Below are 22,403 nucleotides of genomic sequence, written 5' to 3' on the forward strand. Positions count from 1 at the left end.
CGAAAGTAAACAACCCCAAGCGTCATTTTGCTAAGGATTCGTGGCCCCGACATCCAGGTGATGGCCGCCCCCGTGACCGGACGAGTACCGGCCACGCTTCTTATCGCGTGCAGGGGTAAGCAGCCTTCAATGCCCGGGTAATCATGGTCGCGGCCGGGGCGCCCAGGTCGTGCGGCGAAAGCTTGGTCAGATACCCATAGGTCGCGACAACCAACTCGGTTGTTGCCATCCTGGGCGGCGGGCACCACGCCTTTCCGGCAGTCGTGTCGGCCACGCCGTAGATAAAACTCGTGGCCCGGTTCGTCGAGATCGTTCGTTGCCTCACCTCTCCTTCTTCGAGGCCGGCCAGCGTGCCATTGTCGATTCCGGAGAGCAGAGCCTCTGCCGTTAACGGACGATAAACGTCTGCGGATGGCGTGGCTGCCCTTGCCTGCGTAAGCGGAACGAATCCGTTGAACGTCGTTGCGGCCACCATGGCTACAGATAGTCGAGTGCACCAACGCATTGGATCTCCCTATGGGTGAGCAGGCGGATTGGAGGTCAGTCGCACTGATAGAGCGATTGGGTCTTGTCGAAGCGATAACTCAGCAGATCGTCGCGTTGAATCATGAGGTAGGTCGTACCGTCTCCACCGGAGGGCGCGTGCATCCGCCGGGTGCCTGCGTAGTATTCGCCGCCCCACGAAAAGAGGTGACGAATCCGGTCGTCCCCGGGGTTGAGGAAACTGCGCGCATCGGCGATGAACATGCGTTCCGGATCTGCCTGGATCGGCTTCGGCCAGCCACCGAGGAAGTCGCCGAAATTGCCGGCCTGCTCGCCTTCGACGACATCCGGCTGGGGGAAATAGCCGCCGACAGGCCTGTGCAAGAAATCGAATACCGCGTTTCGCTGAGGGCCGACGGCCTCGATCCAGTGAAAAGGCACCACCAACGTGGAATGTGGCTGCAATACTTCCGCCATCGTCTGTTCGTGCCACGGAAAATCCGGTTGTCGGGCGTCGGACAATTCGATCAACGCCGCAGGGGGCGCTTGGCGTTCAAGTGTCTCGGCGGCGACGTCGAACCAATGCAACTGGAACGAGCCGTCGCCATTGCGAGCCGTCAGATCCTCGAACACGCTGAGCACGCCGCGCCGGGGTAAATCACGGTCGAAGCCTGGTTCATTCGACAAAGCGCCGAGGTTGATCTGTGCAAGAAAAGCCAGCGGAAATTCACGGCCCAAAGCAACTGCCATCAGGTCGTCGTAACGATCCTCTTGAGCCTGGATGGCCCTGAGCTTGTCCGGGTCGGGGCGGCCGGCTTCTATCGAGCGAAGCCACGCGTCCCGCTCGTGTTCAGACAGCAAAGCCAGGATATCGTCGCTGGGCCGTTGCGATCTGGACGAGGCCGAGCGCTCCCGGTCGCGAATGCGCTGTTCGCGCAATGCGCGAATCCGCGTATCGGCATCCGCGGGCGATCGCCGGTGTGGCCAAGCGAAGCCCGGAGGCAGATCGGGAAGGCCGCCGATCTTGCTCGTACCAAGCGGCAGTGCGTCGTCGGGCTGCTGTCGGCGAACGAACTGAATGGCGGGACGCATCGTCGCCACGATCCGGTCCGCCAACGAGTCCAATCCGGCTTCGCTCAATGCGTGCCGAAGATCTTGTTCGGTGCGGAATGTGCTCATTCGATAATCTTTTCGATAGCCGGCCAGAAGTTGAATTGAACAATTTTAATTTAACCAAAGCCAAACGCGCTCAAACATCCGGATCCGGAATCCGCGCCGACTGAATCACCACCAGCGTATCGCCCGCCTCGATCCTGCACGGCGGATCCTCGTAAAACGAATGGATCTTCCCGCAACGATCGAGCCCGACCACGATCGCGCCCGGCACGACGTTCGTCAGGCAGCCGATCTCATGCGGCAACGCCTCGCGCTCCACCAGCGTCGCGCGCCCGCGCGTCGACAGCATGTCGTTCACGAACGGCACGATGTAGCGGCTGTGAACCGCATCCGCCAGCAGCAGCGCGCCGATCTTCGTCGACGACACGATCACGTCCGCGCCGGCCTGCCGCAGTTGCCGCTGGTACAGGTTCTCCTGGATCCGCACGACGATCTTCGTATCGGGCGCGATGCTGCGCACCGACAGGGTGAGCAGAATCGCGGTCGGATCGTCGGTCACCGAAATGATCACGGCCTTCGCCGCGCGCACCTGCGCCTGCTGCAGCAGATCCTCGTGCGCCGGATCGCCGAGCAATCCGGTCACGCCGAGCGACGTCGCCGCCTCGAGGGCCTGCTGCTGCGAATCGATCACGATGATCGTCGCCGGATCGACGCCGCTTTCCAGCAACTCGCGCACCGCGATCGACCCCGACAGGCCATAACCGCACACGACGATATGATCGGACAGTTGCTTCTGCAGGCGTTTCATGCGGAATTCCTCGATGACGCGCTGGATCACGAACTGATACGCCGTGCCCAGGAAAATGAACCAGATGCCGATGCGGATCGGCACGATGAAGAACGCATCGAGCAGGCGCGCCCGCGCCGTGACGGGCACGATATCGCCGTAGCCGACCGTCGCGACCGTGACCATCGTGAAGTACACGAGATCGGCGACCGTCATCGGCGTGCTCTTGGTCGAATCGCGCAAGCCGTCGCGATCGAGATACAGCACGAGGAACGCAAGCGTGCACAACAGCACGACCGCGCCGAGACGGAACAGCAGCGTGCGCCGCGGCGACGTCGCGGGGCGTGTGAACAGCGTGCGCGCACGCGGCGCCTGCCACGGATTACGGGCGCGGCGCAGGCGCATGCGCAACGAGCGGCGCTGATCGGATGGCGTGGCCAACGGGGAATCTCCTGAAGGATGCGGGCTCGATTCTACGACGGGAACGCGTGTGCCCGGCCGTCACAGCATGCTGCGCGGCCGCACCATCGTTCCGTCGACGAAACGCCGAGCGCGAAACGCCGACAGGTCGAGCGACGGCGCGCCCGTGTCGATCCATTCGGCGAGCAGGCGGCCGACGATCGGCCCCATCGCGAAACCGTGCCCGCAGAACCCCGTCGCGATCGCGAGCCCCGATGGCGTGCCGGGTGCATCGATCACCGGGATGCCGTCCGGCAACACGTCGATCAGGCCGGCCCATGCCTCGACGACCTGCGCATCCTTCAGCGCGGGAAAGATCGCCTTGAGCTTCGCGAGCGCGCGCGGCGCATGCGTGCGATTCGGCTGCGGCTGCGGATCACGCGGCTCGATCGGCCCGGTCGAGCCGTTGATGCGGGCGAGCACGTCGCGCCACGCGGACGCACCCAGTTGCAGCCGGAATTTGTCGCGCTGCGACCAGAATTGCGGCCAGAAGAGGCTCAAGCCGCGGAAGTGGCCAAGCGTCAGATCGACGTCGACCTGCATGTCGTCGGCGAGATTGATCGCGCCGTTCTTGCGCTGCCGGATGCCGAGGCCATGGCCCCACACCGTCGCCGCCGTCACCGGTGGGACCACGTTGGTGCGCATGCAGGTGCCCCGCACGGCCTGCTGCGGCAGCCGGATGCCGACGCCGTCGAGCAGCCGGAAGCTGGTCGCGCCGGCCGCGCAGATCACGCGCCGCGTGCGGATCGTGCCGCGTTCGGTCTCGACGCCGACGACCGCACCGCCGGCCGTCTCGATCGCGGTCACGCCGCAGCCTTCGAAGAAACGCGCGCCGGCCTCGATCGCGCGCGCCGCGAATGCGGCGGCCACGCGACGCGGCTCGGCCTGCCCGTCGGTCGCCGTGTACAAGCCGCCGAGGGTACGCACGTGCGTCGACAGCCCGCTCACGCGTTCGCCGATCTGCGAGCGCGTCAGCGTGCGCGTGTCGAGCCCGTGCTCGCGCGCGACGGCGAGCCACGCCTGGAACGACGCCCAGTCGTCTTCGTTGTCCGCGATGTAGAGGCAGCCGCCCTGCCGCCATTCGAGATCGAAGCCGAGCGCGTGCTCCAGGCCTTCCCATATCCGCATGCCGGCCATCATCAGCGGCACTTCGGCGGATTCGCGTCCCTGCTGTCGCACGAAGCCCCACGCGCGCGTCGATTGCTGGCCGGCGATGCGCGACTTGTCGAGCACGACGGCTTTCAGGCCGCGCAGGCCGAGGTAGTAAGCCGCCGCGCAGCCCATGATACCGGCGCCGGCGATCACGACGTCGGCCTCGGGCGGAAACGCCGTATCGGCGTAACTCAATGCGTCGTGCAGCGGATAGGTGGTGGTCATTGTTTTCTGTCGAGTGTCAATGCATGGCCGGCAAAGCTTATCGCGGCAACGTCGTCGCATGAAGCGATAAATTGCGGGAAACCGTCATTCGGCGATCCCGTCGAGGCCCACCATCGCATTGACGCCGACCGCAGTCACGTGACCTGCCGAAGCCACGGTGCCGGAGTCGCGTGTTGCATTGACGGTTGCCGGTGCTTGCGCGTCGATACCGGCAGCGATGAAATCGTCGACCGGCGCCGGTTCTCCGACATCCAACGCCGTCGCGGAAAGTCCATTCGACGATACTCGACGATGCGAGATCGCGGAGCGGCACGCGAACTGCTGCATCGAAATAAACTTCGCACTCGATGCAGGCGTCCGCTCACGCATCCGGACTTTTTAATTTAATCAGGACTACAAATGCAATGGCAGACCATGCCCGATCCATGCCGGGCATCTGGCGATTGTCGTGTGCAGCCGGCGCGGGTCAACAAACGATCGCGCCAATCGCTTCCTGCTGCCGAAACAGCGATCGATCCGGCGCGATCGACCCTGTTCATGCTCGTGCTCTTGCCCACAACGAGGGCAATCGTCTGCACAAAACGCACGTCGACCGGCCCCGTTTTTTCGGCTTGACGCCCCCGGACCGTCGCGAGATAAACTGTATATCCATACAGTATCGCTGCAGTAAAAATGATCCTCCCCCCATTCGATCCCCCGAAGCTGAACGATCTCACCGAATGGTGGACGAAGTGCACCTACGCGGACGTACAGCGCCTGATCCTCGAAGTGCAGCACCTCCGTCTGACGCTGTGGGAGTTGAAAGCCCACGTCGCGGATGCCTCGCGCCGCATCCGCGTGCTCGATCCGGACATGCTCGCGCATGGGTCCGCGCTTCGGCGGCTCGGCTACCTGCTCGACAAGGAAATCGAGCGTGCCAACCCGATCGGGCGCACGCGCGACGTGTATGCGCCGTTTTCGGACGAATGGCGTGCCCGCGCGTCGCTGCGCTGCGCATTGCGCGGGCAGCCCGAGCCGGCCGAGGCAGGCACGCTGCCGAGCACGATTCCGGAATTTCAGCGCATCACCTGGGCCGAGCTTCGCGATCGTTGGCGCCACCTGAGCGACAAGAAATCGAATCGGCAGAACGTCGAACAACGCATGGTGCTCGAGATCGTCCGTCAGCGGTCCGTGATCCTTGCGCGGGCGCGCAAGCTGGTCGACGCGGCGATCGCCGAAGCCGCGGCGGATGGAAAACGGCTGTTCGCGCTGGATCAGCTCCAGCGGCTGCTGTCCGTCGAGCGGGAGGATGGCGAGCCGTTCATGTATATGCCGGCGTAGCGCGAACGCGCATCCATTCGTATCGGCGCCACGGCGACATGGCGGACGCTCGATCAACCACGCGGCCATTCGGGCCGGACTTCGCGGTCTGCACGGGCGCCGCCGCTACGCAAGCGCCCTCAGTGCGAATAGCGCGCTTGGGTGCCTGCCGTGCGTTCGAACGGCTGCAGCCTCGCAAGCTGCTCGATCGACATCGCGACGACCTCGAGAACATGCCGCGCGATTTCGTCGGCGGCCATGCCGGCATTGACGTACCGCTCGATGCTCATCGTGCGGGGCGGATAGCCGCCGGCTTCGTCATCGACGATGTCGATCCTGGCGGTACGCCGCTCGGGCGACAGCACGACCTGGACAGTTTTGCCGTGAACGACGGTCTGCATGCACAAAGTGGACATTCGCAGTCTCCAATTGCGTTGCCTTCGGACGATCGATACCTCACAACAGGAGTCATCAATCTACAAATTTCCGAACGCATTCGCAATATTCAGGCACGAATTCCGGCCGTTCGGGGCGCCGCCCTACGCATAGCGGCTCAGCCACTCTTCGGAGAATTGTCTCGCGTACGCGACCGCCTCGGCTTCGGTCTCGAATTCACCCAGCTTGCGGAACGCAGCCTCACGGCTGAAGCCCACCTTCGTGACCTCGACCTGCGCGGCGTATTTGCCGGCCTCCGTCACGCGCGGCTCGCAGTTCATTTCGTATCCGCGCATCAAGAATTTCTTCTGCATCGGTTCAACACTTTTTTGAGACGGCGAAAATCGTAGCACGCAGTTGCACTGGCGTCCGTAAATGTATCCGTGTTGGTTTCACTAGAGGAAACCATCGAGCGCCCCCTTTTGCAGGGCTTCCGCCGGCCCTCGCGCGATATCCTCCGAAACTCGGGCGGATAGCTTGTTCCGGGCGCGTACGTGCCCCGCGCTGGTGCATGTCGCGGGATTACCCACCGCTTGGTGCGGAATCGTGTCCGGGCCGGTGAAATCCTGCCGTGACGGCGCGAACGCGCCTTCGCGCACGCCCGCCGCGACAGGCCGGACGTAACTTCATGACACACCTTTCACACAAACGCACCTTTCACCACACTGAATGCCGACCATTTTGCGGTAAAGTTATCTTTTCCGTGCGTGGCCGGTCGGCTCGCCATTGGACGTCATGAAGACTGTCCGCCGAGACTGCCGCAAGGCGTCGTTCTGAACGTCACAATCCGTTCCCGTAGCATGACCACTGAAGCAATCACCACGGATTCCCTCGCGGTTGCCGAGCGCGTGCGCGAGCTGATGACCCGCAACGGCATCGGCAAGCGCCAGCAGACCACCGAGCTGTGCCGCATCCTCGATCTGAGTTTCTCGCAAGGCCACCGCAAACTGCGCGGCAGCAGCCCCTGGACGCTCGCGCAGATCAAGAAAGTCGCCGAAGCGTACGGCGAGCCCGCCGCCCAGTTGTTCGGCGCGCAAACGCTCGACCCCGGCATGGTCGGCGCCTATTCGCAGGAAGCGGTCCTGTATGCGGGCGTCGCCGAGATTCCGTGCACCGCCTGGATCGGCGCGCCGCTCGAAGCCGGCGCGCGCCCCGAGTTCGTCGCGTACGAACAGAATGGCCGCTGGCGCGTGCTGCGCCATACCGGCGTGCTGTACCAGAACGCGTACGACGTGCACAAGATCGAGATCTACCCGCGCCGCGCGGAGAGCGACAAGCTCGTCATCGCGGTGATCGATCCCGATCGCGTCAGCGCGACCGAGCTGTGCCGCTATCTCGAACGGCAAAGTTTCGCGACGGCCGCGTTCGACGGCCTCGCGGCGTTCGTCGACGCGCTGCAGGGTCAGGCCTTCGACGCAGTCCTGACCGAATGGCTGTTCGACGACGGCACGGCCGCCACCGCAATCAAGGCCGTGCGCACGTCCGACAACCCGGGCGCGCCGATTTTCGTGCTGACGGGCGACCTGCTCACCGGCCGCGCGAGCGAAGCCGACATCAGCGAAGTGATCCGCGCGTTCGACGTGGTGTGCTACGAAAAACCCGCGCGCATGGCGATCCTCAGCGCCGATCTCGCGAAGCGGCTCGCGCGCGGCTGACGTCCGCCGGGCCGGCCGCCCGTCGAATGGCCCACGCACGCGCGGCGCCGCAGGCATGAACGGGTTCCTCAGTACAATAGCCGCACCCGTTCACGCTCACGCCGGCATCCGCCGCCCGACTCCATGGCCCGCCTCATCCCCGACGACTGGAAAAGCCTCGCCGCGACCGGCGCGGCCGAACGCGAGCGCGAAACGCTCGCCGCGCTCGAACATGCGCTGCCCGACAGCTACACCGTGTATCACGGCGTCCACTGGACGCGCGCCGACCAGGCGTTCTCGGTGTTCGGCGAAGCCGCGTTCGTCGTCGTGAGCCCGACCGGCCGCGTGCTGCTGATCGAGCAGAAGGCCGGCTTCCTGCGCGAAACCGCGAAAGGGCTCGTGAAGGTCTACCTGCAGAAGGAGCGCAATGTCCCGATTCAGCTCGCGCGCACGCAGGAAACGCTGCACCGGCGCCTGACGGCCGCGCTCGGCGCAGGCGTCTACGGCGTCGAGGCGCTGCTGTACTGCCCCGACTACGCGATCCGCGACGCATCGATCGCCGGCGTCGCACCCGACCGCATCGTCGATGCGTCGCGCAAGGCGCAGCTCGCGCAGGTGATCCTGCAGATCCTGCCCGAGGACGACGAACACTTTCCGAACGCGCCGAAGCTCCACCATTTCCTCGCGGACGAGCTCGCGCTCACGCCCGACACGAGTGCGCTCGTCGGGCAGGCCGGCACGCTCGTCACCCGGCTGTCGGGGGGGCTCGCCGCATGGGCGCGCCAGCTCGACTTCACGCCGTTCCGGCTGCGCGTGACCGGCACCGCCGGGTCGGGCAAGACACAGCTCGCGGTGCAGGTGATGCGCGACGCCGTCGCGGCCGGCCAGCGCGTGCTCTACGTATGCTTCAACCGGCCGCTCGCCGACTACATCGCGCGCATCGCGCCGCCCGGCGCGAAGATCGCGAACTACCACCAGCTGTGCGACTGGGTCGCGCGCGACGGCGGCTATACGCCCGACTTCCAGACGCCCGGCGAATTCGAACGGCTCGAGGCGCGCTTCGCCGAGACGCCGATTCCGGAGCGCTGGCGCTTCGATGTACTGATCGTCGACGAAGGGCAGGATTTCCATGCGCCGTGGGCGGCCGCGCTGGAGCGCCTGCTCGCGCCGGACGCCGCATGGTGGTGGCTGGAAGATCCGCTGCAGAACCTGTACATGCGCGAACCCGTCGCGCTGCCCGGCTGGGTCACGCTGAAGGCGCTCACGAATTACCGCAGCCCGCGCGACCTGCTCGAATTCGTGCGCGACGTCGTCGGTCGGGTCGAGCCGCTCGCGGCCGAACTGCGCTCGGGCAGCCCGTTCGACGGCTCCGATCCGTCGGTATCGGCATACGGGGAAGACGGCACGTCGGGCGACGCACTGGCGCAAGCCTGCATCGACGCGACCAAGCGCGCGATCACGCAGGCGCTGTCGCTCGGCTTCCGCAAGCAGGACATCGCGGTGCTGTCGTACCGCGGCCGCGAAGGTTCGGTGCTCGCGCCGCTCGACCAGCTCGGCCCGCACCGGATCAAGCGCTTCACCGGCAAGTACGATCTGTTCGGCAACCCGGAATATCGCGAAGGCGACGTGCTGCTCGATTCGATCTACCGCTTCAAGGGCCAGTCGGCGCCGTGCGTGATCCTCACCGAAGTCGACTTCGACACGCTTGACGCGCGTGCCGCGCGCAAGCTGTTCGTCGGCGCAACGCGCGCGACGATGAAGCTACTGATCGTCGCGTCGTCGCGCGCGGCAGCGCAGCTGGCGGACGCGGTGGGTTGACGCGGCGGGCGGCGCGAACGCCCGTCCGTTACCGTGCCGCCGTCATTTTGCTCAACCCACCCGAAACGCCCCCACCGCGCGACGCAGCCCATCCGCCTGCTCCTCGAGCGACGCGGCAGCCGCGGCCGCCTGCTCGACGAGCGCCGCGTTCTGCTGCGACACCTGATCCATCTGCGACACCGCGCGGTTCACCTGCTCGATCCCGTCGCGCTGCTCGCTCGAGGCGGCCGCAATCTCCGTCATGATGCCCGTCACGCGCCCGATCGCCTGCTGGATGTCCTGCATCGTCGTGCCGGCCGTACCGACGAGCCGCGAGCCGGTCGCGACACGTTCGACCGATTCGCCGATCAGCGTGCGGATTTCCTTCGCCGCGGACGCCGAGCGTTGTGCCAGCGTGCGCACCTCGCCCGCGACCACCGCGAAGCCGCGGCCCTGCTCGCCCGCGCGTGCGGCTTCGACCGCCGCATTCAGCGCGAGGATGTTGGTCTGGAACGCGATGCCTTCGATCGTGCCGATGATGTCGGCGACCTTCTGCGAGCTCCGGTCGATCTCGTTCATCGTGCCGATCACCTCGCCGACGACCGTCGCGCCGCGCGTCGCGATCTCGCTCGCGCTGTCCGCGCAGGCCTGTGCCTCGAGCGCGTGGTCCGCGTTCTGCTTCACGGTTGCCGTCAGCTGCTCCATGCTCGCGGCCGTCTCCTGCAGCGCCGACGCCTGCTCCTCGGTGCGCTGCGACAGGTCGGTGTTGCCGGCCGCGATCTGGTGCGTCGCCGTCGAGATCGCTTCGGAGCCCTGGCTCACCTGACGCACCGTATCCGCGAGGCTGCGCTGCATGCCGGTCACGCCGTTGACCAGTTCGGCCATCTCGTCGCGCGACGACCAGTGCAATTCCGACGTGAGATCGCCGTCCGACAGCCGGCGGAAATGCGACAGCAGGCGATTCACCGGTTGCGTGATCGCGAAATGCAGGCCGATCGCGCAACCAAGGCACGCGGCCAGCCCAAATGCGATGCCCGCGAGCGCGCCCATGCGCATCCAGCCGTAATAGGTCTGCGCGGTGTCGTACACGTCCTTGCCGCGCGCGGCCTGGTACGCATCGAGCGCGTCGGTCGCCTGCGTGAGCGCGACCGACAGCGGCGGTGCGACCGTCATCAGCAACCGGTCGGCTTCGTCGCGCCGCCCGTCGCGGATCGCATCGATCATCGGCTTCAGCGCCTGTCCGATCAGCGCCTGACGCGCGGCATCGAGGCGGCTCGCGAGCGGGCCTTCGTCGTCGCCGTGCGGCATCGCCGCGTAGCTGCGCCACGCCGTGTCGGCCTTCGCCAAATAACCTTCGGCCTTCTTGACGAGATCGGGCACCTCCGTCGCTTCCGGATGCAGCAGCGCACGGTCGAGCGTCGTGCGCACGATCGTCAGGTTCAGGCTCGCCGCGGACAGCGCGGTCTTCGCCGCCAGTTGCCGCGTATAGGCCTCGTCGAGGGCGCGATTCGAGCTCTGCATGCCCGCAAGGCCGATCAGCCCCGACACGACGAGCAGCGCGGCGACGAGACCAAGCGTGGAGAAAATCCGCGTACGGATCGAGAAACGGGAAAACAGGGCGTTCAGGTTCATGACGGCACGTGAGCGAGAAAAAATGCCGCGGCAATCGGTCCGCGGCCCTCTGTATTACGGTGTGCCTGCAAAAAACTTGAGTCCGCTCCTGCCTCGCGGCTGATCGTCGTCAATTTTTCGGGCCGGCAATCTCCGTCGGGCGCGACGCTGTTCCGTTCGATCGGCGGCTTGCTCGGCGTCGCCGGGTTCGGCGCGCTGTTCTCGCACCGGCTGCAGTCGCGGATGATGCACGCGCTGCCGGCCGGCACGGCGCGGCCCCCTGCGCTCGGCCTGGCCGCCGTGCACCGGTTACCGGACCCGGTGCGCGACGCGCACGTCGACGCATTCGCCGGCTCGCCGCACGTCGTGTATCCGGCGGCCGCGGCGGTCGGGCGCGATCGTGCTCGTGCTCGTGCTCGCATGGTTCGTCGAGGATGCGCCGCAGCGCCAGCACCACCGAGCGGTCGGCTCCTCGCGGTGCGACCGTCGAACCGCGACTCGCCCCGTCCGCGCCCGCCGTCACGCCAGCAGCACGACACCGCCCGTCGTCGCGCGCGACTCCAGCAACCGGTGCGCGTCGGCCGCCTGCTCGAGCGGCAGCCGCGCGCCGATCTCGACGTGCATCCCGCCCGCCAGCCGGTCGAGCGTCGCACGTGCGGCGTCCCGATACGCGCCGACGTCGCGCGCGATGAAACCGAGCACGCTCGGCCGCGCCAGCGCGATCGAACGGGCCGGCCCGAGTTCGTCGAGGTCGAACGTCTGCCGCGCGCCCACCGCCGCCACCTGCCCGATACTCGCGACCATGCCGAACGGACGAATCGCCCCCAGCGTGCGGGTCAGCACGTCGCCGCCGATCCCGTCGATCGCGTAGTCGACGCCCGCACCGCCGCCGAACGCACGCGCGGCCGCGACAAAGTCTTCCTCGCGATAATCGATCACCGCTTCGGCGCCGTGCGTGCGCACGAGCGCGGCTTTCGCGGCCGATCCGACCGTGCCGATCACGCGCGCGCCGAGCGCATGCGCCCATTGCGTCGCCAGCAGCCCGACGCCGCCGGCCGCCGCATGCACGAGCACCGTATCGCCGGCGCCGACCTGCCGGACGCGATGCATCAGCATGTAGACGGTGATGCCCTTCAGCAGCCCGGCGGCGGCGGCTTCGTCGCTCAGCCCGGCGGGAATCGGCAGCACGCGCCCGGCCGGCATCGTGCGCAGGCTCGCATAGCTGCCGGTCGGCATGCCGGCATACGCGACGCGCTGGCCGGGCACGAGCTCCGTCACACCCGGGCCAACCGCATCGATCACGCCGGCTGCCTCGACGCCGAGCGCCTCCGGCAGCGCGGGCAACGCGTGCGCGCCCGTCCTGAAATAGATGTCGACGAAGTTCACGCCGATCGCGGTCTGTCGAATCCGCACTTCGCCGGCGCCGGGCGGCGCGACAGGCGCATCGACGCGGCGTAGCACGCCGGCGTCGCCGTAACGGTCGATGCCGATCCGGATGGCGTTGGCTGTTTGGGTCATGACGTTCCTCGCTGTCGAATGAAGTGACACGATCATCCCATTGTGCATAATCGAACGGAATTCACACTGAACGCCCATTTACTGTGCAAAATTCGACCGATCACGATTCCGCCGCCCCGCCTGCGCCGCCGATGAGCTGGGACGATATCCGCTACTTCCTTGCGGTGCTGCGCGGCGGCAGCCTGTCAGCCGCGGCGCGAGCGCTGCAGGTCCAGCATTCGACGGTCGCGCGGCGCATCGACGCGCTCGAGTGGGCGCTCGGGATCCGGCTGTTCGACCGGCTGCCGCGCGGCTGGCCGCCCACCGACGAAGGGCTGCACTTGGCCGAGCACGCCGCGCGCCTCGAAGCCGACGCGCACGCGTTCGCGCGCGCGGCGCAGGGGGCCGCGGCGCTCGACGGCGTGGTGCGCGTGTCGGCGTCGCCGGTATTCGCGAGCCACTTCCTCGCGCCACGCCTGGCCCGCGCGCAACGTGCGTGGCCCACATTGCGGATCGACCTGATGGGCGAGATGCACGCAGCGAACCTGTATGCGCGCGAAGCCGATCTCGCGGTGCGGCTGTCGCGGCCGAGCGAACCGGGGCTCGCCGCGCGCCGGCTCGGCACGATGCGCTTCGCGCTGTGCTCGGCGCCGGACTGGGCCGCCGCGCCGCCCGACACGTGGACGTTTCTCGGCTACGACGACGCGCTCGCGCAGATGCCGCAGCAACAATGGCTCGAACGCTTCGCGGCCGGACGCCGCTTCGCGTTTATCGCCAACGATCTGGCCGCACTGCACCGCGCGTGCCTCGCCGGCGCGGGCATCGCGTTGTTGCCGCGCTTCCTGCTCGACGATCCGGCGTTCGACGCCTTGCCGGCGGCGCCCCGGTCGCCCGGCGAACCCGACACCGGCGGACCGCAAGACGCGGCCGACACCCACGTCGACAAAACCGCCCGCGCCGCCACGGCGCTCGTCGAGCTCACGGCCGCGCCGCGCTGCGACATCGAGCGCGAAATCTGGCTCGTCGTCCACCCGGACGTGCGCCGGTCGCCGCGCGTGCAGCGTGTCGCGGATGCGATCGCCGATGCGGTGCACGCGGCCGACGGGCGGCTCTGACGCCCCGGCCGTCGTAACCGCTGCTCAGGATTGCCGGGCAGGTGCCTGCTGCGGTTCGCCGGCACCGCCCGCACGGTCGCGATGCGAAGCCGAGCGTCGATGATCGATCAGGCCGACCGCGAGCGCCGCCGCCAGCGCTGGCAACCCGATCGCCATGAAGTTCTGCTCCAGCGGCAGATCGATGCCCACCAGCACGCCGATCACGATCGGCGCGAGGATCGCGCCGCCGCGGCCGATGCCCAGCGTCCAGCCGATGCCGGTCGAGCGGATCGCGACCGGATAGAACTGCCCCGCATACGCGCAGTTGACGATCTGCGTGCCGATGGTCGACGCGCCAGCCAGCCCGACCAGCACGAACAGCAGCGCGGTCGGCATCCTGTAGCCGAGCAGCGTGATCGACACCGCGGCGAGCAGATACATCGAAACGAGCACCGTCTTGATCGGAAAGCGATCGGCCAGCCAGCCGCCGCCGATCGCGCCGACCATCGCGCCGGCGTTCAGCACCAGCACGAACGTCAACGCGGAACCGAGGCTGTAGCCCGCCCCCGCCATCAGCCGGGTCAGCCACGAACTGAGCGCGTACACCATGAACAGGCACATGAAGCAGGCGATCCAGAACATGATCGTGCTGAACCCGCGACCGTCGTCGAACAGACGGCGAACCGGCGCGTTGCCAGCCTGGTCCTCGCGCGGGAACACATGGCGGTCGTCCGGCAGAGGCCGGTACGCGGGATCGAGCCGGCTCGCGATGCGCGCGAGTTCGCCCGTCCTGCCGCGCCGTACCAGGAACGACATCGATTCCGGCATCCATTTCACGAACAGCGGGACGAGCAGCACCGGCGCGCCCGCGGCGACGAACACCGACCGCCATCCGTACGCCTCGATCATTCCCTTGCCCATCACGGCCGCCAGCATGCCGCCCACCGAATAGCCGCTGAACATCAGCGTCACCAGCGTGCTGCGCACGCGGCGCGGCGCGTACTCGGTCATGTGGGCAATCACGTTCGGCATCACGCCGCCGATGCCGATGCCCGCCACGAAGCGGGCGGCGCCGAACAGCGCGGGCGTCGGCGCCAGCCCGGCCGCCGCGGTAAAGACGCTGAACAGCGTCAGGCAGGCCGCGATGGCGCGGCGGCGCCCGATCCGCTCGGCGACGGTTCCGAACACGATGTTGCCGAACATCATGCCGAACAGCGCCGAACTCACCATGAAGCCGGCATGCGCGGGGCTGACGCCCATGTCCTTCATGATCGCCGGCAGCGCGATGCCTGCCACCGCGAGATCGTAGCCGTCGAACACGATGATCAGCGCGCACCAGAACAGCACGACGCCGTGCAGCGGACCCAGCCGCGCATCGTCCGAGAGCGCCTGCAGGTTGATTTGACGCATGGAATTCCTTCTTTTTTCAGGGGAGGCTTCGAATCAGTACGATCGCTCGGCCTGCATATTTAGTAGTTGTCCGAAGTTACGTGGCGAGATGCACGGCCCTCCAGCACGCGTCGGCGCAGTGTAGGAAGCCACAATGATTCCCACTATCCGGAATTTGCAGGCCGCGCACGAATTCAATCCGTTTTTTTCTCGTGCCGCGCGCTATCCGGATTTTTCCTGGGCGGGAACAGGACTATCCGATTCTTGCAAACCCTCGCGATACTTTGGACAAGCCTGACGAAGGTCAATATCATCCGTCCAGGAGATTTCGCGCACGCAAGAGAAACCGATGCGGCACGACGCGCATCCGCGGCCAGCCGGATGCGCTGTACGGAAATGCCGCACAGGAGACGCCCCATGCCCCTCACGCCGAATGCGGACGTGCTGTCCGCGTTGTACCGGAATTGCCTGTTCCGATCCGGATCCCGCACGGATGCGCACGAGCAGGTCTCGGCGGAGCTGGCCGAGCATGTGCTGCACTGGAAGCACGGCGTCGCCGACGCCGCCCTTTTCAAGGGGCGACTGAATCGTTTGAGCGTCTACGCGCTGCAGTACGGCGCCGAAGTCGAGGTCGCGCCGCGCCCGTTCGACGGTTTTTCGCTCGTCCACACGTCGCTCGCGGGCGGCGCCGAAATCGAGTGCGACGGGCATGTGATGGACGTGCTCGAAGGACGCACCGCCGTGCTCGCGCCCAGGACGCGCGTCCACCTGCGCTGGCGGCCCGGCACCCTGCAACTGATCGTCAAGGTCCCCGACGCGCTGCTGCACGCGGTTTCCGGCTGCCGGCCCGACGACGGAAGGCCCGGCCTCGTGCCGGGATTTCTGTTGCCGCCCGCACTGGCCTCGCAATGGGACCTGATCGCACAGTCGCTGCTCAACGTCCTCGCGGTGGCCGGCGACGGCGGCATCCGGGCCGAGTGGCGCGACCACTTCGAACGCAGCCTCGCGCTATTCCTGCTCGTACATTGCCCGCCATCGCCGACAACCGCGCATGCCCTCGCTTCACCGGAAGCGTGCAATCTTCCGGGGCCATCCGGATCCGGGGGCGGCATCCGGCAAATGGACGCGCTCCTCGAATTCATCCATGCGCGACTCTGCGCGCCCATCTCGCTTGAGGATCTCGCCAGGGCGGCCGGCGTCAGCTTCCGGACGCTGAACGTGCTGTGCCGCCGCTACCACGGCGCAACCCCGATGGAACTGCTGCGCAACATCCGGCTCGACGCCGCCCGCGCGCAGTTGCTGACCGACCCGATGGCCAGCATTACCGATACGGCGCTGACGTTCGGTTTCGGCCATCTCGGCCGTTTTTCGGGCTACTACTTCGCCCGCTTCAACGAGCTGCCGCGCGACACGCAGCGCAAGCGGCTGCCGAACTGAACGCGACGATGCGCGACGCCCGGCCTCCACCGCCGCTTTACGCGCCGCGCAATTGCCCGCATAGTCGGGGTTTGCCCGCATCCACGCCCCTTGCCATGTCCGCCACGCCAGCCGCCTGCGTCGTCCGCGACGCGACCGATGCCGATCTCGCCGCCATTCACGCGATCTACGCACACCATGTGCGCCACAGCGTCGCGTCGTTCGAGGAGACGCCACCCGACGTCGACGAACTGCGCGGCCGCCGCGACGCGGTGCTGCGTCACGGGCTGCCCTATCTCGTCGCGGAATGCGACGGCCGCATCGCCGGCTACGCGTATGCGACGCCCTATCGCACGCGCAGCGCGTACCGCTTCACGATCGAGGATTCGATCTACATCGACGATGCGCAACGCGGGCGAGGCATCGGCCGCGCGTTGCTGGCGGCGCTGATCGCGTGCTGCGAAGGCGGCCCGTGGCGGCAGATGATCGCGGTAATCGCCGACGGCGGCACCGGCGGCTCGACGTCGCTGCATCGCGCATTCGGCTTCGAACCGGCCGGCCAGCTGAAAGCGGTCGGTTTCAAGCACGGCCGCTGGATCGACACCGCGCTGATGCAGCGCCCGCTCGGCGACGGCGCGAACACGCGCCCCGCCTCGCCCGAGCCTGCCGCGGCGCGCTAAAATGGCCGCATGTCAAAACAGACTTCTTCCACGCCCGACGAGGCCGCGCCGGATTCCCGCAACGAGTACACGGTCGACGAACTCGCGCGCGTGTCCGACACCACCGTGCGCAACGTCCGCGCGTACCAGGATCGCGGGCTGCTCGCGCCGCCGGAGAAACGCGGGCGCGTCGGCATCTACGACGACACGCACGTCGCGCGCCTGAAGCTGATCAACCATCTGCTCGCGCGCGGCTATACGCTGTCGAACATCCAGGACCTGATCAAGGCGATCGACGAAGGCCACGACCTGCGCTCGATCCTCGGTCTCGAAAACGCGATCGGCGGCCGCTGGTCGCACGAGCTGCCGAAAACCTATTCGCTCGCGCAACTCGCGCAGATGTTCGGCCCGCAGGCGACCACGCAACTGTCGCGCGTGACCGAGCTCGGGCTGCTCGAACGGCGCGGCCTGTCGTTCGTCGCGAAAAGCCCCGCGCTGCTCGAGGCGGCGGCCGCGATGACGAAGGAAGGCATTCCGCCGCGCGAGCTGCTCGACGTGATCAGCCTCGCGCGGCCGCATTTCGACGCGATCGCGCGGCTGCTCGTCGATCTCGTCGTGAAGCGGCTCGACCGCTACGACGCCGGCACGTTGCCGCCGGCCACCGACGTCCCCGAACTGGTCGACGCGATCTGGCGGCTGCGCCCGCTCGCGGCCGTGTTCGTCGAAGGCGAGACGAACCGCGCGCTCGAAACCGCGGCGGGCGCGTATCTCGGCGGCCGGGTCGCGACGATCCTCGACAGGAAGCTCAGCGACGAAGCAGCGCGGCAGTCCGGTACGAGCGATACGCAAGGCGACGGCGACAACGCATAGACGCGCGGCCATCATGCATGCGCCGGCATGTCGCCACGACGCGCGCGTAGCCGGTTCGCGGCAACGCCGACGGCCATTGCCGGTGGCAACCGCGGTTCGCACGGGTCGGCGAATGGCCAGGAGCGCCGCTCGGCCCCCGTTTCAGCCAGGCGGCGCCACATCGCCCCACGCACGGTAGCCACGCGGCCGCGGCACAGTTACAAGTTATAGGTTGACGCGAGCCCGCCTGGCGGTTAGTGTATGCGTCGAAGTCCAAGAAGTCCGATTGCTGTTCATCAATTGCTCGCTCCTTCCCAGCGGTATTCGTTGTCCTCTCCCTCCTTGACGCTTCACGCGCTCTTCAACAGAGCAAATCTCTATTTTTTTCTCAAGGAATCTTCATGGATACCGGTATCGTCAAGTGGTTCAACGACAGCAAAGGCTTTGGCTTCATCACGCCGGACAACGGCGGCGACGACCTGTTCGCTCACTTCTCCGAAATTCGTGCCGACGGCTTCAAGACGCTGGCTGAAAACCAAAAAGTGAGCTTCGAAACGAAGCAGGGCCCGAAGGGTCTGCAAGCGGCCAACATCAAGCCGCTGTAACGTTTGAAGGGCCCGGCGTCCGCGACGGACGCCGGGTCGCAGCGACATCCCCACGGAGCTTCGTCTCCCAAAGTTGGCGCGATCGGCTTGAGCTGCCTCTGCTCGATGAGCAGCTTGCCAGGCGCCACACGTCTCGTTGCACTTCATCCCCCCTCCGGCCGCAACGCCTTATTTTCGCTTTCCGACTGCGTCAGATTCCGCTCGCAATGGCGTTGAATCGGCGTACCCGTGCGCATTCAGCACGGCACGCGCGCACTCGATCATCATTAAAATTAAAATGCACAATCAACGAATTCAACAGTACAACGGCTATGCCGTCCACCCCTCGGCGCATCGTCTGCCCGACGGGAGTTTTTCATCCAACCTGCTGCTCGAACGCACCGATAGCGCGCACGACGAAGGCCGCTACCAGTTCTATTCGCTCGACTACTTCGCGAGCGAAGCGCAAGCGCTCGCGCATTCGGCACGCTGGGCACGCAACTGGGTCGATACGCGCGGTTAAAGGCCGCGCTACTGTCGATATCAGCGCAGACGGTCATCAAAACCGGCGGGCGGCCGCCCCGGCAGGCCACGGCGCCAAAGCATAGGGCCGCCGCCGTCATATCCATATCGGCAATGCTTCGTTTGCGGGCGCAATCGCCCATGCGACGATTCTTCCAACCGAGCGGCACCGGCCGCTCTCCGAAGATGCCTCGCATGGAGTTCATTCGATGATTCGTTTCACCCGCTGGATCACCCGCGCCACCGCGGTCTCGCTCGTTGCCCTGTCCGCCGCGTCGGCATTCGCGCAAGGCGGCGCCGACAAGATCGTGCGCATCGGTTATCAAAAGGCCGGCCTGCTGTCGATCGTCAAGGCGCAGGGCGCGCTCGAAGCACGGCTCAAGCCGCTCGGCTATGACGTTCAATGGTTCGAATTCCCGGCCGGCCCGCAACTGCTCGAAGCGCTGAACGCGAACAGCATCGACTTCGGCTACACGGGTGCGCCGCCGCCCGTGTTCGCGCAGGCGGCCGGCGTGCAGTTCGTCTATGTCGGCGCGGAACCGCCTGCGCCGCACAATGAAGCGGTGTTCGTGAAGAGCGATTCGCCGATCCGGACGGTGGCCGGCCTGCGCGGCAAGAAGGTCGCGCTGCAGAAAGGCTCGAGCGCGAACTACCTGCTGCTCGAGGCGCTGAAGAAAGCCGGCGTGCGCTACGACGAAATCCATCCGGTGTATCTCGCTCCGGCAGATGCGCGCGCCGCGTTCGAAAGCGGCAATGTCGATGCGTGGGCCGTGTGGGATCCGTACTACGCGGCCGCGCAAAACGCGCTGAAGGTGCGCACGCTGTCCGACTACACGGGGCTCGCGGCGACCAACAACTTCTACGAAGCGACGCGGAGTTTCGCGCAACGGCATCCCGACGTGGTCGGCGCGATCCTGAAACAGGCGCGCGAAACGGGCCAGTGGGTCAACGGGCATCCGGCCGACACGGCCGCGCTGCTGGCGCCGAAGGTCGGGTTGCCCGAGGCGCTCGTCGAGACGTGGATCAAGCGGGTGCCGTTCGGTGCGGTGCCGATCGACGAGCGCATCGTCGCCGCGCAGCAAGGTGTTGCCGATGCGTTCTACGCGGCGAAGCTGATTCCGCAGAAGCTGAGCGTGGCCGGGAATGCCTGGGTCGACAAAAGCGTGGCGAGTGCGCTGGCGGCGAAGTAACGCTCGCGGCCCCATCCGTCAGCAGGCCGGCCGGGCGCGCTGCCCGACCGGCCGCTTTCGTGTCCCGCTCGGCACGCGCTCAACGCAACGCTTCCGCCATCTTCTTCTGCCGCCACAGGCACAGCAGATCGCAAGCCACATGTGCGGCCGCGATCGCCGTGATGTCCGCGTGATCGTACGCGGGCGCGACCTCCACCACATCCGCCCCGACCAGATTCACCGCCCCGAGCGCCCGCACGATCGCCAGCGCCTGTGCTGACGACAACCCGCCCGCGACCGGCGTCCCCGTCCCCGGCGCGAACGCCGGATCGAGGCAATCGATATCGAACGTCAGATACGCAGGCCGCGCGCCGACGATCTCGACGATCCGCGCGACCGCCGCCCGCGGACCATGGTCATGCACCCACGCGGCATCGAGCCGCTCGATCCCGAGAAAGTCGTCGTTCCACGTGCGGATGCCGACCTGCACCGACGTCGCGGGATCGATCAGCCCTTCCTTTACCGCCTTGTAGAACATCGTCCCGTGATTGAGGCTGTCCGGATCGTCGTCGGCCCACGTATCGCAGTGCGCGTCGAAATGGATCAGCGACAGCGCCTTGCCGTAGCGCTCCACGTGCGCGACCAGCAGCGGATACGTGATGTAGTGGTCGCCGCCGAGCGTCAGCATCTTCGCGCCCGAGCGCAGGATCGTGCGCGCATGCTCGACGATCGCCGGCTTGATCGACAGCGGGTTGTGCGCATCGAACCAGCAATCGCCGTAGTCGACGGCCGCGAGATCGTCGAACGGATCGAAGCCCCACGGATACGGATTGAGCTCCGCGAGCTGCACGCTCGCCGCGCGGATCGCGGCCGGCCCGAGCCGCGCACCGGAACGATAGGTCGTCGCGAGATCGAGCGGCACGCCGGAGATCGCGACGTCGACGCCGTCGAGTGCGCGCGAGTAGTTGCGGCGCATGAACGACAGCACGCCCGCATAGGTGTTTTCGATCGAGGAGCCGTACGGCGTCGCGCGACGGATCGCGCCGTCGCCGTGGAGAAGTTCGGTCATGGTCGGACCTGTTTTCGTGGTGGCCGGACCGTCCCGCTTCGACTGAGCGCGCGGGCCGGGCACGGCGGGATTCATCGGGCATGTACCGGCTCGCGCATCCGTTCGCGAAGCGAGGCGGGACATCGACAACGACAACGGTAATACCGCGGCGATCGTAGCAAGCCGAATCGGAACCGTTGCCCCGGTTCAGCCGGGGCAACGCGCGAAAAAAGTCCGGCGGCGGCGGCGCCGGTCGCGATCGTTTCCTAGAAGGATTCGCCGGTTTTCGCGCCCCCGTTCTTCCGGATAATGGCCGGCAGCCGCGCTGTCGACGGCGCGCCGTCCACCGCAGACAACAACAAACCGGAGACACCCGCCTTGATCGCCACGCTTCCCGCCACGTACCGCCGGCTCTGGCCGCTCGCCATCGCCGCGGCGCTGCTGTACGGGCTGTCGCTCGCCGCCGCGCCCTATCCGGGCCAGGCCGCCGCGAAGGCCGCGATGGGCATCCTGCTGCTCGCGGCGGCCAGCACCTGCGGCGCGCCGCGCAAACGCACGTGGCTGTGCGCGGCACTCGCGACGGCCGTGCTCGGCGACGTGCTGCTCGCGCTGCCCGACTGGCCGCTGTCGTTCGTGCTCGGCCTCGGCGCGTTCCTGCTCACGCACCTGTGTTATTGCGCGATCTTCTTCCGGTGGCGCGCGCGGCCGCATGGCTGGCGCATCGTTGCGCTCGTCGTGCTATGGATCGCCGCGCCGGCGTTCTACGTCGCGTTCTTCCCGCACCTCGGCGAGCTGCTGGCGCCGGTCGCCGTCTACATGCTCGTGCTGTGCGCGATGGCGAGCTTCGCGCTTGCCGCACGCACGCGCGGCCCGCTGGTCGCGATCGGCAGCCTCATCTTCGTCGGCTCGGACACGCTGATCGGCGTCGGCCGGTTCCTCGGCGGTTTTCCCGGCATCGACTATCTGATCTGGGGCCTCTATGCGCTCGCGCAGGTCACGATCGTGGCCGGGGTTTTCCATGAGATGTCCGCCCGGTCGATCCGTCCCTGATACCGTTTCAAACAGGCCGTCGCGCGCCGGCGGTCCTGCCTCTTCCCTCTCCCGCCGTGCCGACGGCCCTTTCCGCGCATCCCGCATGGCGGAGACGGGACCGTTCCAAACCCCGCTCAGCCTTTCCC

22 protein-coding genes and 1 pseudogene are annotated in these 22,403 nt (G+C 67.0%); 12 read left to right on the top strand and 11 right to left on the bottom strand.

The annotated features are described in order from the left end of the window. Positions 1 to 100: 100 nt before the first annotated feature. From CFB81_RS23515 to CFB81_RS36240, 5 genes are all read right to left on the bottom strand, one after another. Positions 101 to 475 carry a Rap1a/Tai family immunity protein gene (locus CFB81_RS23515; RefSeq protein WP_069616878.1) on the bottom strand — a complete coding sequence of 125 codons (375 nt, stop codon included), beginning with the start codon at positions 473 to 475 and terminating at the stop codon, positions 101 to 103. Positions 476 to 540: 65 nt separating this feature from the next. Next, on the bottom strand, positions 541 to 1,662 hold the full coding sequence (locus tag CFB81_RS23520) for a DUF1963 domain-containing protein (protein ID WP_089436700.1): 1,122 nt from the start codon (positions 1,660 to 1,662) through the stop codon (positions 541 to 543). Between the two features lie 70 nt (positions 1,663 to 1,732). Next, on the bottom strand, positions 1,733 to 2,827 hold the full coding sequence (locus CFB81_RS23525; RefSeq protein ID WP_069616877.1) for a TrkA family potassium uptake protein: 1,095 nt from the start codon (positions 2,825 to 2,827) through the stop codon (positions 1,733 to 1,735). A gap of 60 nt (positions 2,828 to 2,887) precedes the next feature. Then, the gene (locus tag CFB81_RS23530) at positions 2,888 to 4,222 is read right to left on the bottom strand and encodes an FAD-binding oxidoreductase (RefSeq protein WP_089436701.1); all 1,335 of its coding nucleotides are present in this window, start codon (positions 4,220 to 4,222) and stop codon (positions 2,888 to 2,890) included. 84 nt (positions 4,223 to 4,306) lie between these two features. Beyond that, complete coding sequence (locus CFB81_RS36240) at positions 4,307 to 4,549, bottom strand: hypothetical protein (RefSeq protein WP_179236050.1); 243 nt, start codon at positions 4,547 to 4,549, stop codon at positions 4,307 to 4,309. 345 nt (positions 4,550 to 4,894) lie between these two features. Here CFB81_RS36240 and CFB81_RS23540 point away from each other — a divergent pair, with 345 nt between their 5' ends. Then, entirely contained in the window at positions 4,895 to 5,542 is a 648-nt protein-coding gene (locus tag CFB81_RS23540; protein WP_089436703.1) for a hypothetical protein, read from the top strand. Between the two features lie 119 nt (positions 5,543 to 5,661). On the opposite strand, the gene CFB81_RS23545 is transcribed toward CFB81_RS23540, so the two are convergent. Together CFB81_RS23545 and CFB81_RS23550 are read right to left on the bottom strand one after the other, a co-directional pair. Continuing rightward, positions 5,662 to 5,937, bottom strand: coding sequence for a hypothetical protein (locus CFB81_RS23545; RefSeq protein WP_069616874.1), 276 nt, complete (start codon positions 5,935 to 5,937; stop codon positions 5,662 to 5,664). 123 nt (positions 5,938 to 6,060) lie between these two features. Beyond that, complete coding sequence (locus CFB81_RS23550) at positions 6,061 to 6,270, bottom strand: hypothetical protein (protein WP_027780901.1); 210 nt, start codon at positions 6,268 to 6,270, stop codon at positions 6,061 to 6,063. 486 nt (positions 6,271 to 6,756) lie between these two features. Between CFB81_RS23550 and CFB81_RS23555 the strand changes: the two genes are divergently transcribed. Together CFB81_RS23555 and CFB81_RS23560 are read left to right on the top strand one after the other, a co-directional pair. Further along, positions 6,757 to 7,611 carry a helix-turn-helix domain-containing protein gene (locus tag CFB81_RS23555; protein WP_069616873.1) on the top strand — a complete coding sequence of 285 codons (855 nt, stop codon included), beginning with the start codon at positions 6,757 to 6,759 and terminating at the stop codon, positions 7,609 to 7,611. Positions 7,612 to 7,734: 123 nt separating this feature from the next. Next, the gene (locus tag CFB81_RS23560; protein ID WP_089436704.1) at positions 7,735 to 9,408 is read left to right on the top strand and encodes an ATP-dependent helicase; all 1,674 of its coding nucleotides are present in this window, start codon (positions 7,735 to 7,737) and stop codon (positions 9,406 to 9,408) included. Between the two features lie 51 nt (positions 9,409 to 9,459). Here the strand turns inward: CFB81_RS23560 and CFB81_RS23565 are convergent, their stop codons facing one another. After that, positions 9,460 to 11,019, bottom strand: a complete 1,560-nt coding sequence (locus tag CFB81_RS23565; protein WP_179236052.1) for a methyl-accepting chemotaxis protein — start codon at positions 11,017 to 11,019, stop codon at positions 9,460 to 9,462. 135 nt (positions 11,020 to 11,154) lie between these two features. Between CFB81_RS23565 and CFB81_RS36665 the strand changes: the two are divergent. Continuing rightward, positions 11,155 to 11,455: pseudogene (locus CFB81_RS36665) on the top strand (EmrB/QacA family drug resistance transporter); the annotation flags it as partial. 62 nt (positions 11,456 to 11,517) lie between these two features. Here CFB81_RS36665 and CFB81_RS23575 read toward each other — a convergent pair. Then, positions 11,518 to 12,516: a quinone oxidoreductase gene (locus CFB81_RS23575; protein WP_089436705.1), complete on the bottom strand. Its 999-nt coding sequence runs from the start codon at positions 12,514 to 12,516 to the stop codon at positions 11,518 to 11,520. A gap of 131 nt (positions 12,517 to 12,647) precedes the next feature. On the opposite strand from CFB81_RS23575, the gene CFB81_RS23580 reads away from it, so the two are divergent. Further along, positions 12,648 to 13,610, top strand: coding sequence for a LysR family transcriptional regulator (locus CFB81_RS23580; RefSeq protein ID WP_089436706.1), 963 nt, complete (start codon positions 12,648 to 12,650; stop codon positions 13,608 to 13,610). A gap of 24 nt (positions 13,611 to 13,634) precedes the next feature. Here CFB81_RS23580 and CFB81_RS23585 read toward each other — a convergent pair whose 3' ends face one another. Further along, a complete protein-coding gene (locus CFB81_RS23585) occupies positions 13,635 to 14,999 on the bottom strand; it encodes an MFS transporter (protein WP_089436707.1) in 1,365 nt (454 codons plus the stop codon). A gap of 396 nt (positions 15,000 to 15,395) precedes the next feature. Here CFB81_RS23585 and CFB81_RS23590 point away from each other — a divergent pair, with 396 nt between their 5' ends. The 6 genes from CFB81_RS23590 to CFB81_RS23615 all read left to right on the top strand — a co-directional run bounded on the left by CFB81_RS23590 (position 15,396) and on the right by CFB81_RS23615 (position 20,198). After that, complete coding sequence (locus CFB81_RS23590) at positions 15,396 to 16,415, top strand: AraC family transcriptional regulator (protein WP_089436708.1); 1,020 nt, start codon at positions 15,396 to 15,398, stop codon at positions 16,413 to 16,415. Between the two features lie 95 nt (positions 16,416 to 16,510). Next, a complete protein-coding gene (locus CFB81_RS23595; protein WP_089436709.1) occupies positions 16,511 to 17,074 on the top strand; it encodes a GNAT family N-acetyltransferase in 564 nt (187 codons plus the stop codon). Positions 17,075 to 17,083: 9 nt separating this feature from the next. After that, positions 17,084 to 17,923 (top strand): MerR family transcriptional regulator, encoded by an 840-nt coding sequence (locus CFB81_RS23600; protein WP_089436710.1) that lies wholly within the window; start codon positions 17,084 to 17,086, stop codon positions 17,921 to 17,923. Positions 17,924 to 18,303: 380 nt separating this feature from the next. After that, entirely contained in the window at positions 18,304 to 18,507 is a 204-nt protein-coding gene (locus CFB81_RS23605; RefSeq protein WP_006485974.1) for a cold-shock protein, read from the top strand. Positions 18,508 to 18,784: 277 nt separating this feature from the next. Next, positions 18,785 to 19,009 carry a hypothetical protein gene (locus CFB81_RS23610; RefSeq protein ID WP_069616865.1) on the top strand — a complete coding sequence of 75 codons (225 nt, stop codon included), beginning with the start codon at positions 18,785 to 18,787 and terminating at the stop codon, positions 19,007 to 19,009. Between the two features lie 208 nt (positions 19,010 to 19,217). After that, positions 19,218 to 20,198: a sulfonate ABC transporter substrate-binding protein gene (locus tag CFB81_RS23615; RefSeq protein WP_069616864.1), complete on the top strand. Its 981-nt coding sequence runs from the start codon at positions 19,218 to 19,220 to the stop codon at positions 20,196 to 20,198. A 79-nt stretch (positions 20,199 to 20,277) separates the two neighbouring features. Here the strand turns inward: CFB81_RS23615 and speB are convergent, their stop codons facing one another. Then, positions 20,278 to 21,246 carry an agmatinase gene (gene speB / locus CFB81_RS23620; protein WP_089436711.1) on the bottom strand — a complete coding sequence of 323 codons (969 nt, stop codon included), beginning with the start codon at positions 21,244 to 21,246 and terminating at the stop codon, positions 20,278 to 20,280. 357 nt (positions 21,247 to 21,603) lie between these two features. Between speB and CFB81_RS23625 the strand changes: the two genes are divergently transcribed. After that, on the top strand, positions 21,604 to 22,275 hold the full coding sequence (locus tag CFB81_RS23625; protein WP_089437118.1) for a lysoplasmalogenase: 672 nt from the start codon (positions 21,604 to 21,606) through the stop codon (positions 22,273 to 22,275). The last annotated feature ends 128 nt before the right edge of the window (positions 22,276 to 22,403 follow it).

The sequence above is a fragment of the Burkholderia sp. AU28863 genome, from assembly GCF_002223195.1.
In the GTDB taxonomy this organism is placed as follows: domain Bacteria; phylum Pseudomonadota; class Gammaproteobacteria; order Burkholderiales; family Burkholderiaceae; genus Burkholderia; species Burkholderia sola.

What these genes read in the sequence shown, in the direction of transcription:
- CFB81_RS23515 (WP_069616878.1), bottom strand. Translation starts at nt 475, where the DNA reads ATGGTGGCCGCAACGACGTTCAACGGATTCGTTCCGCTTACGCAGGCA.
- CFB81_RS23520 (WP_089436700.1), bottom strand. Translation starts at nt 1,662, where the DNA reads ATGAGCACATTCCGCACCGAACAAGATCTTCGGCACGCATTGAGCGAA.
- CFB81_RS23530 (WP_089436701.1), bottom strand. Translation starts at nt 4,222, where the DNA reads ATGACCACCACCTATCCGCTGCACGACGCATTGAGTTACGCCGATACG.
- CFB81_RS36240 (WP_179236050.1), bottom strand. Translation starts at nt 4,549, where the DNA reads ATGCAGCAGTTCGCGTGCCGCTCCGCGATCTCGCATCGTCGAGTATCG.
- CFB81_RS23540 (WP_089436703.1), top strand. Translation starts at nt 4,895, where the DNA reads ATGATCCTCCCCCCATTCGATCCCCCGAAGCTGAACGATCTCACCGAA.
- CFB81_RS23545 (WP_069616874.1), bottom strand. Translation starts at nt 5,937, where the DNA reads ATGTCCACTTTGTGCATGCAGACCGTCGTTCACGGCAAAACTGTCCAG.
- CFB81_RS23550 (WP_027780901.1), bottom strand. Translation starts at nt 6,270, where the DNA reads ATGCAGAAGAAATTCTTGATGCGCGGATACGAAATGAACTGCGAGCCG.
- CFB81_RS23555 (WP_069616873.1), top strand. Translation starts at nt 6,757, where the DNA reads ATGACCACTGAAGCAATCACCACGGATTCCCTCGCGGTTGCCGAGCGC.
- CFB81_RS23560 (WP_089436704.1), top strand. Translation starts at nt 7,735, where the DNA reads ATGGCCCGCCTCATCCCCGACGACTGGAAAAGCCTCGCCGCGACCGGC.
- CFB81_RS23565 (WP_179236052.1), bottom strand. Translation starts at nt 11,019, where the DNA reads ATGAACCTGAACGCCCTGTTTTCCCGTTTCTCGATCCGTACGCGGATT.
- CFB81_RS23575 (WP_089436705.1), bottom strand. Translation starts at nt 12,516, where the DNA reads ATGACCCAAACAGCCAACGCCATCCGGATCGGCATCGACCGTTACGGC.
- CFB81_RS23580 (WP_089436706.1), top strand. Translation starts at nt 12,648, where the DNA reads ATGAGCTGGGACGATATCCGCTACTTCCTTGCGGTGCTGCGCGGCGGC.
- CFB81_RS23585 (WP_089436707.1), bottom strand. Translation starts at nt 14,999, where the DNA reads ATGCGTCAAATCAACCTGCAGGCGCTCTCGGACGATGCGCGGCTGGGT.
- CFB81_RS23590 (WP_089436708.1), top strand. Translation starts at nt 15,396, where the DNA reads ATGCCCCTCACGCCGAATGCGGACGTGCTGTCCGCGTTGTACCGGAAT.
- CFB81_RS23595 (WP_089436709.1), top strand. Translation starts at nt 16,511, where the DNA reads ATGTCCGCCACGCCAGCCGCCTGCGTCGTCCGCGACGCGACCGATGCC.
- CFB81_RS23600 (WP_089436710.1), top strand. Translation starts at nt 17,084, where the DNA reads ATGTCAAAACAGACTTCTTCCACGCCCGACGAGGCCGCGCCGGATTCC.
- CFB81_RS23605 (WP_006485974.1), top strand. Translation starts at nt 18,304, where the DNA reads ATGGATACCGGTATCGTCAAGTGGTTCAACGACAGCAAAGGCTTTGGC.
- CFB81_RS23610 (WP_069616865.1), top strand. Translation starts at nt 18,785, where the DNA reads ATGCACAATCAACGAATTCAACAGTACAACGGCTATGCCGTCCACCCC.
- CFB81_RS23615 (WP_069616864.1), top strand. Translation starts at nt 19,218, where the DNA reads ATGATTCGTTTCACCCGCTGGATCACCCGCGCCACCGCGGTCTCGCTC.
- speB (WP_089436711.1), bottom strand. Translation starts at nt 21,246, where the DNA reads ATGACCGAACTTCTCCACGGCGACGGCGCGATCCGTCGCGCGACGCCG.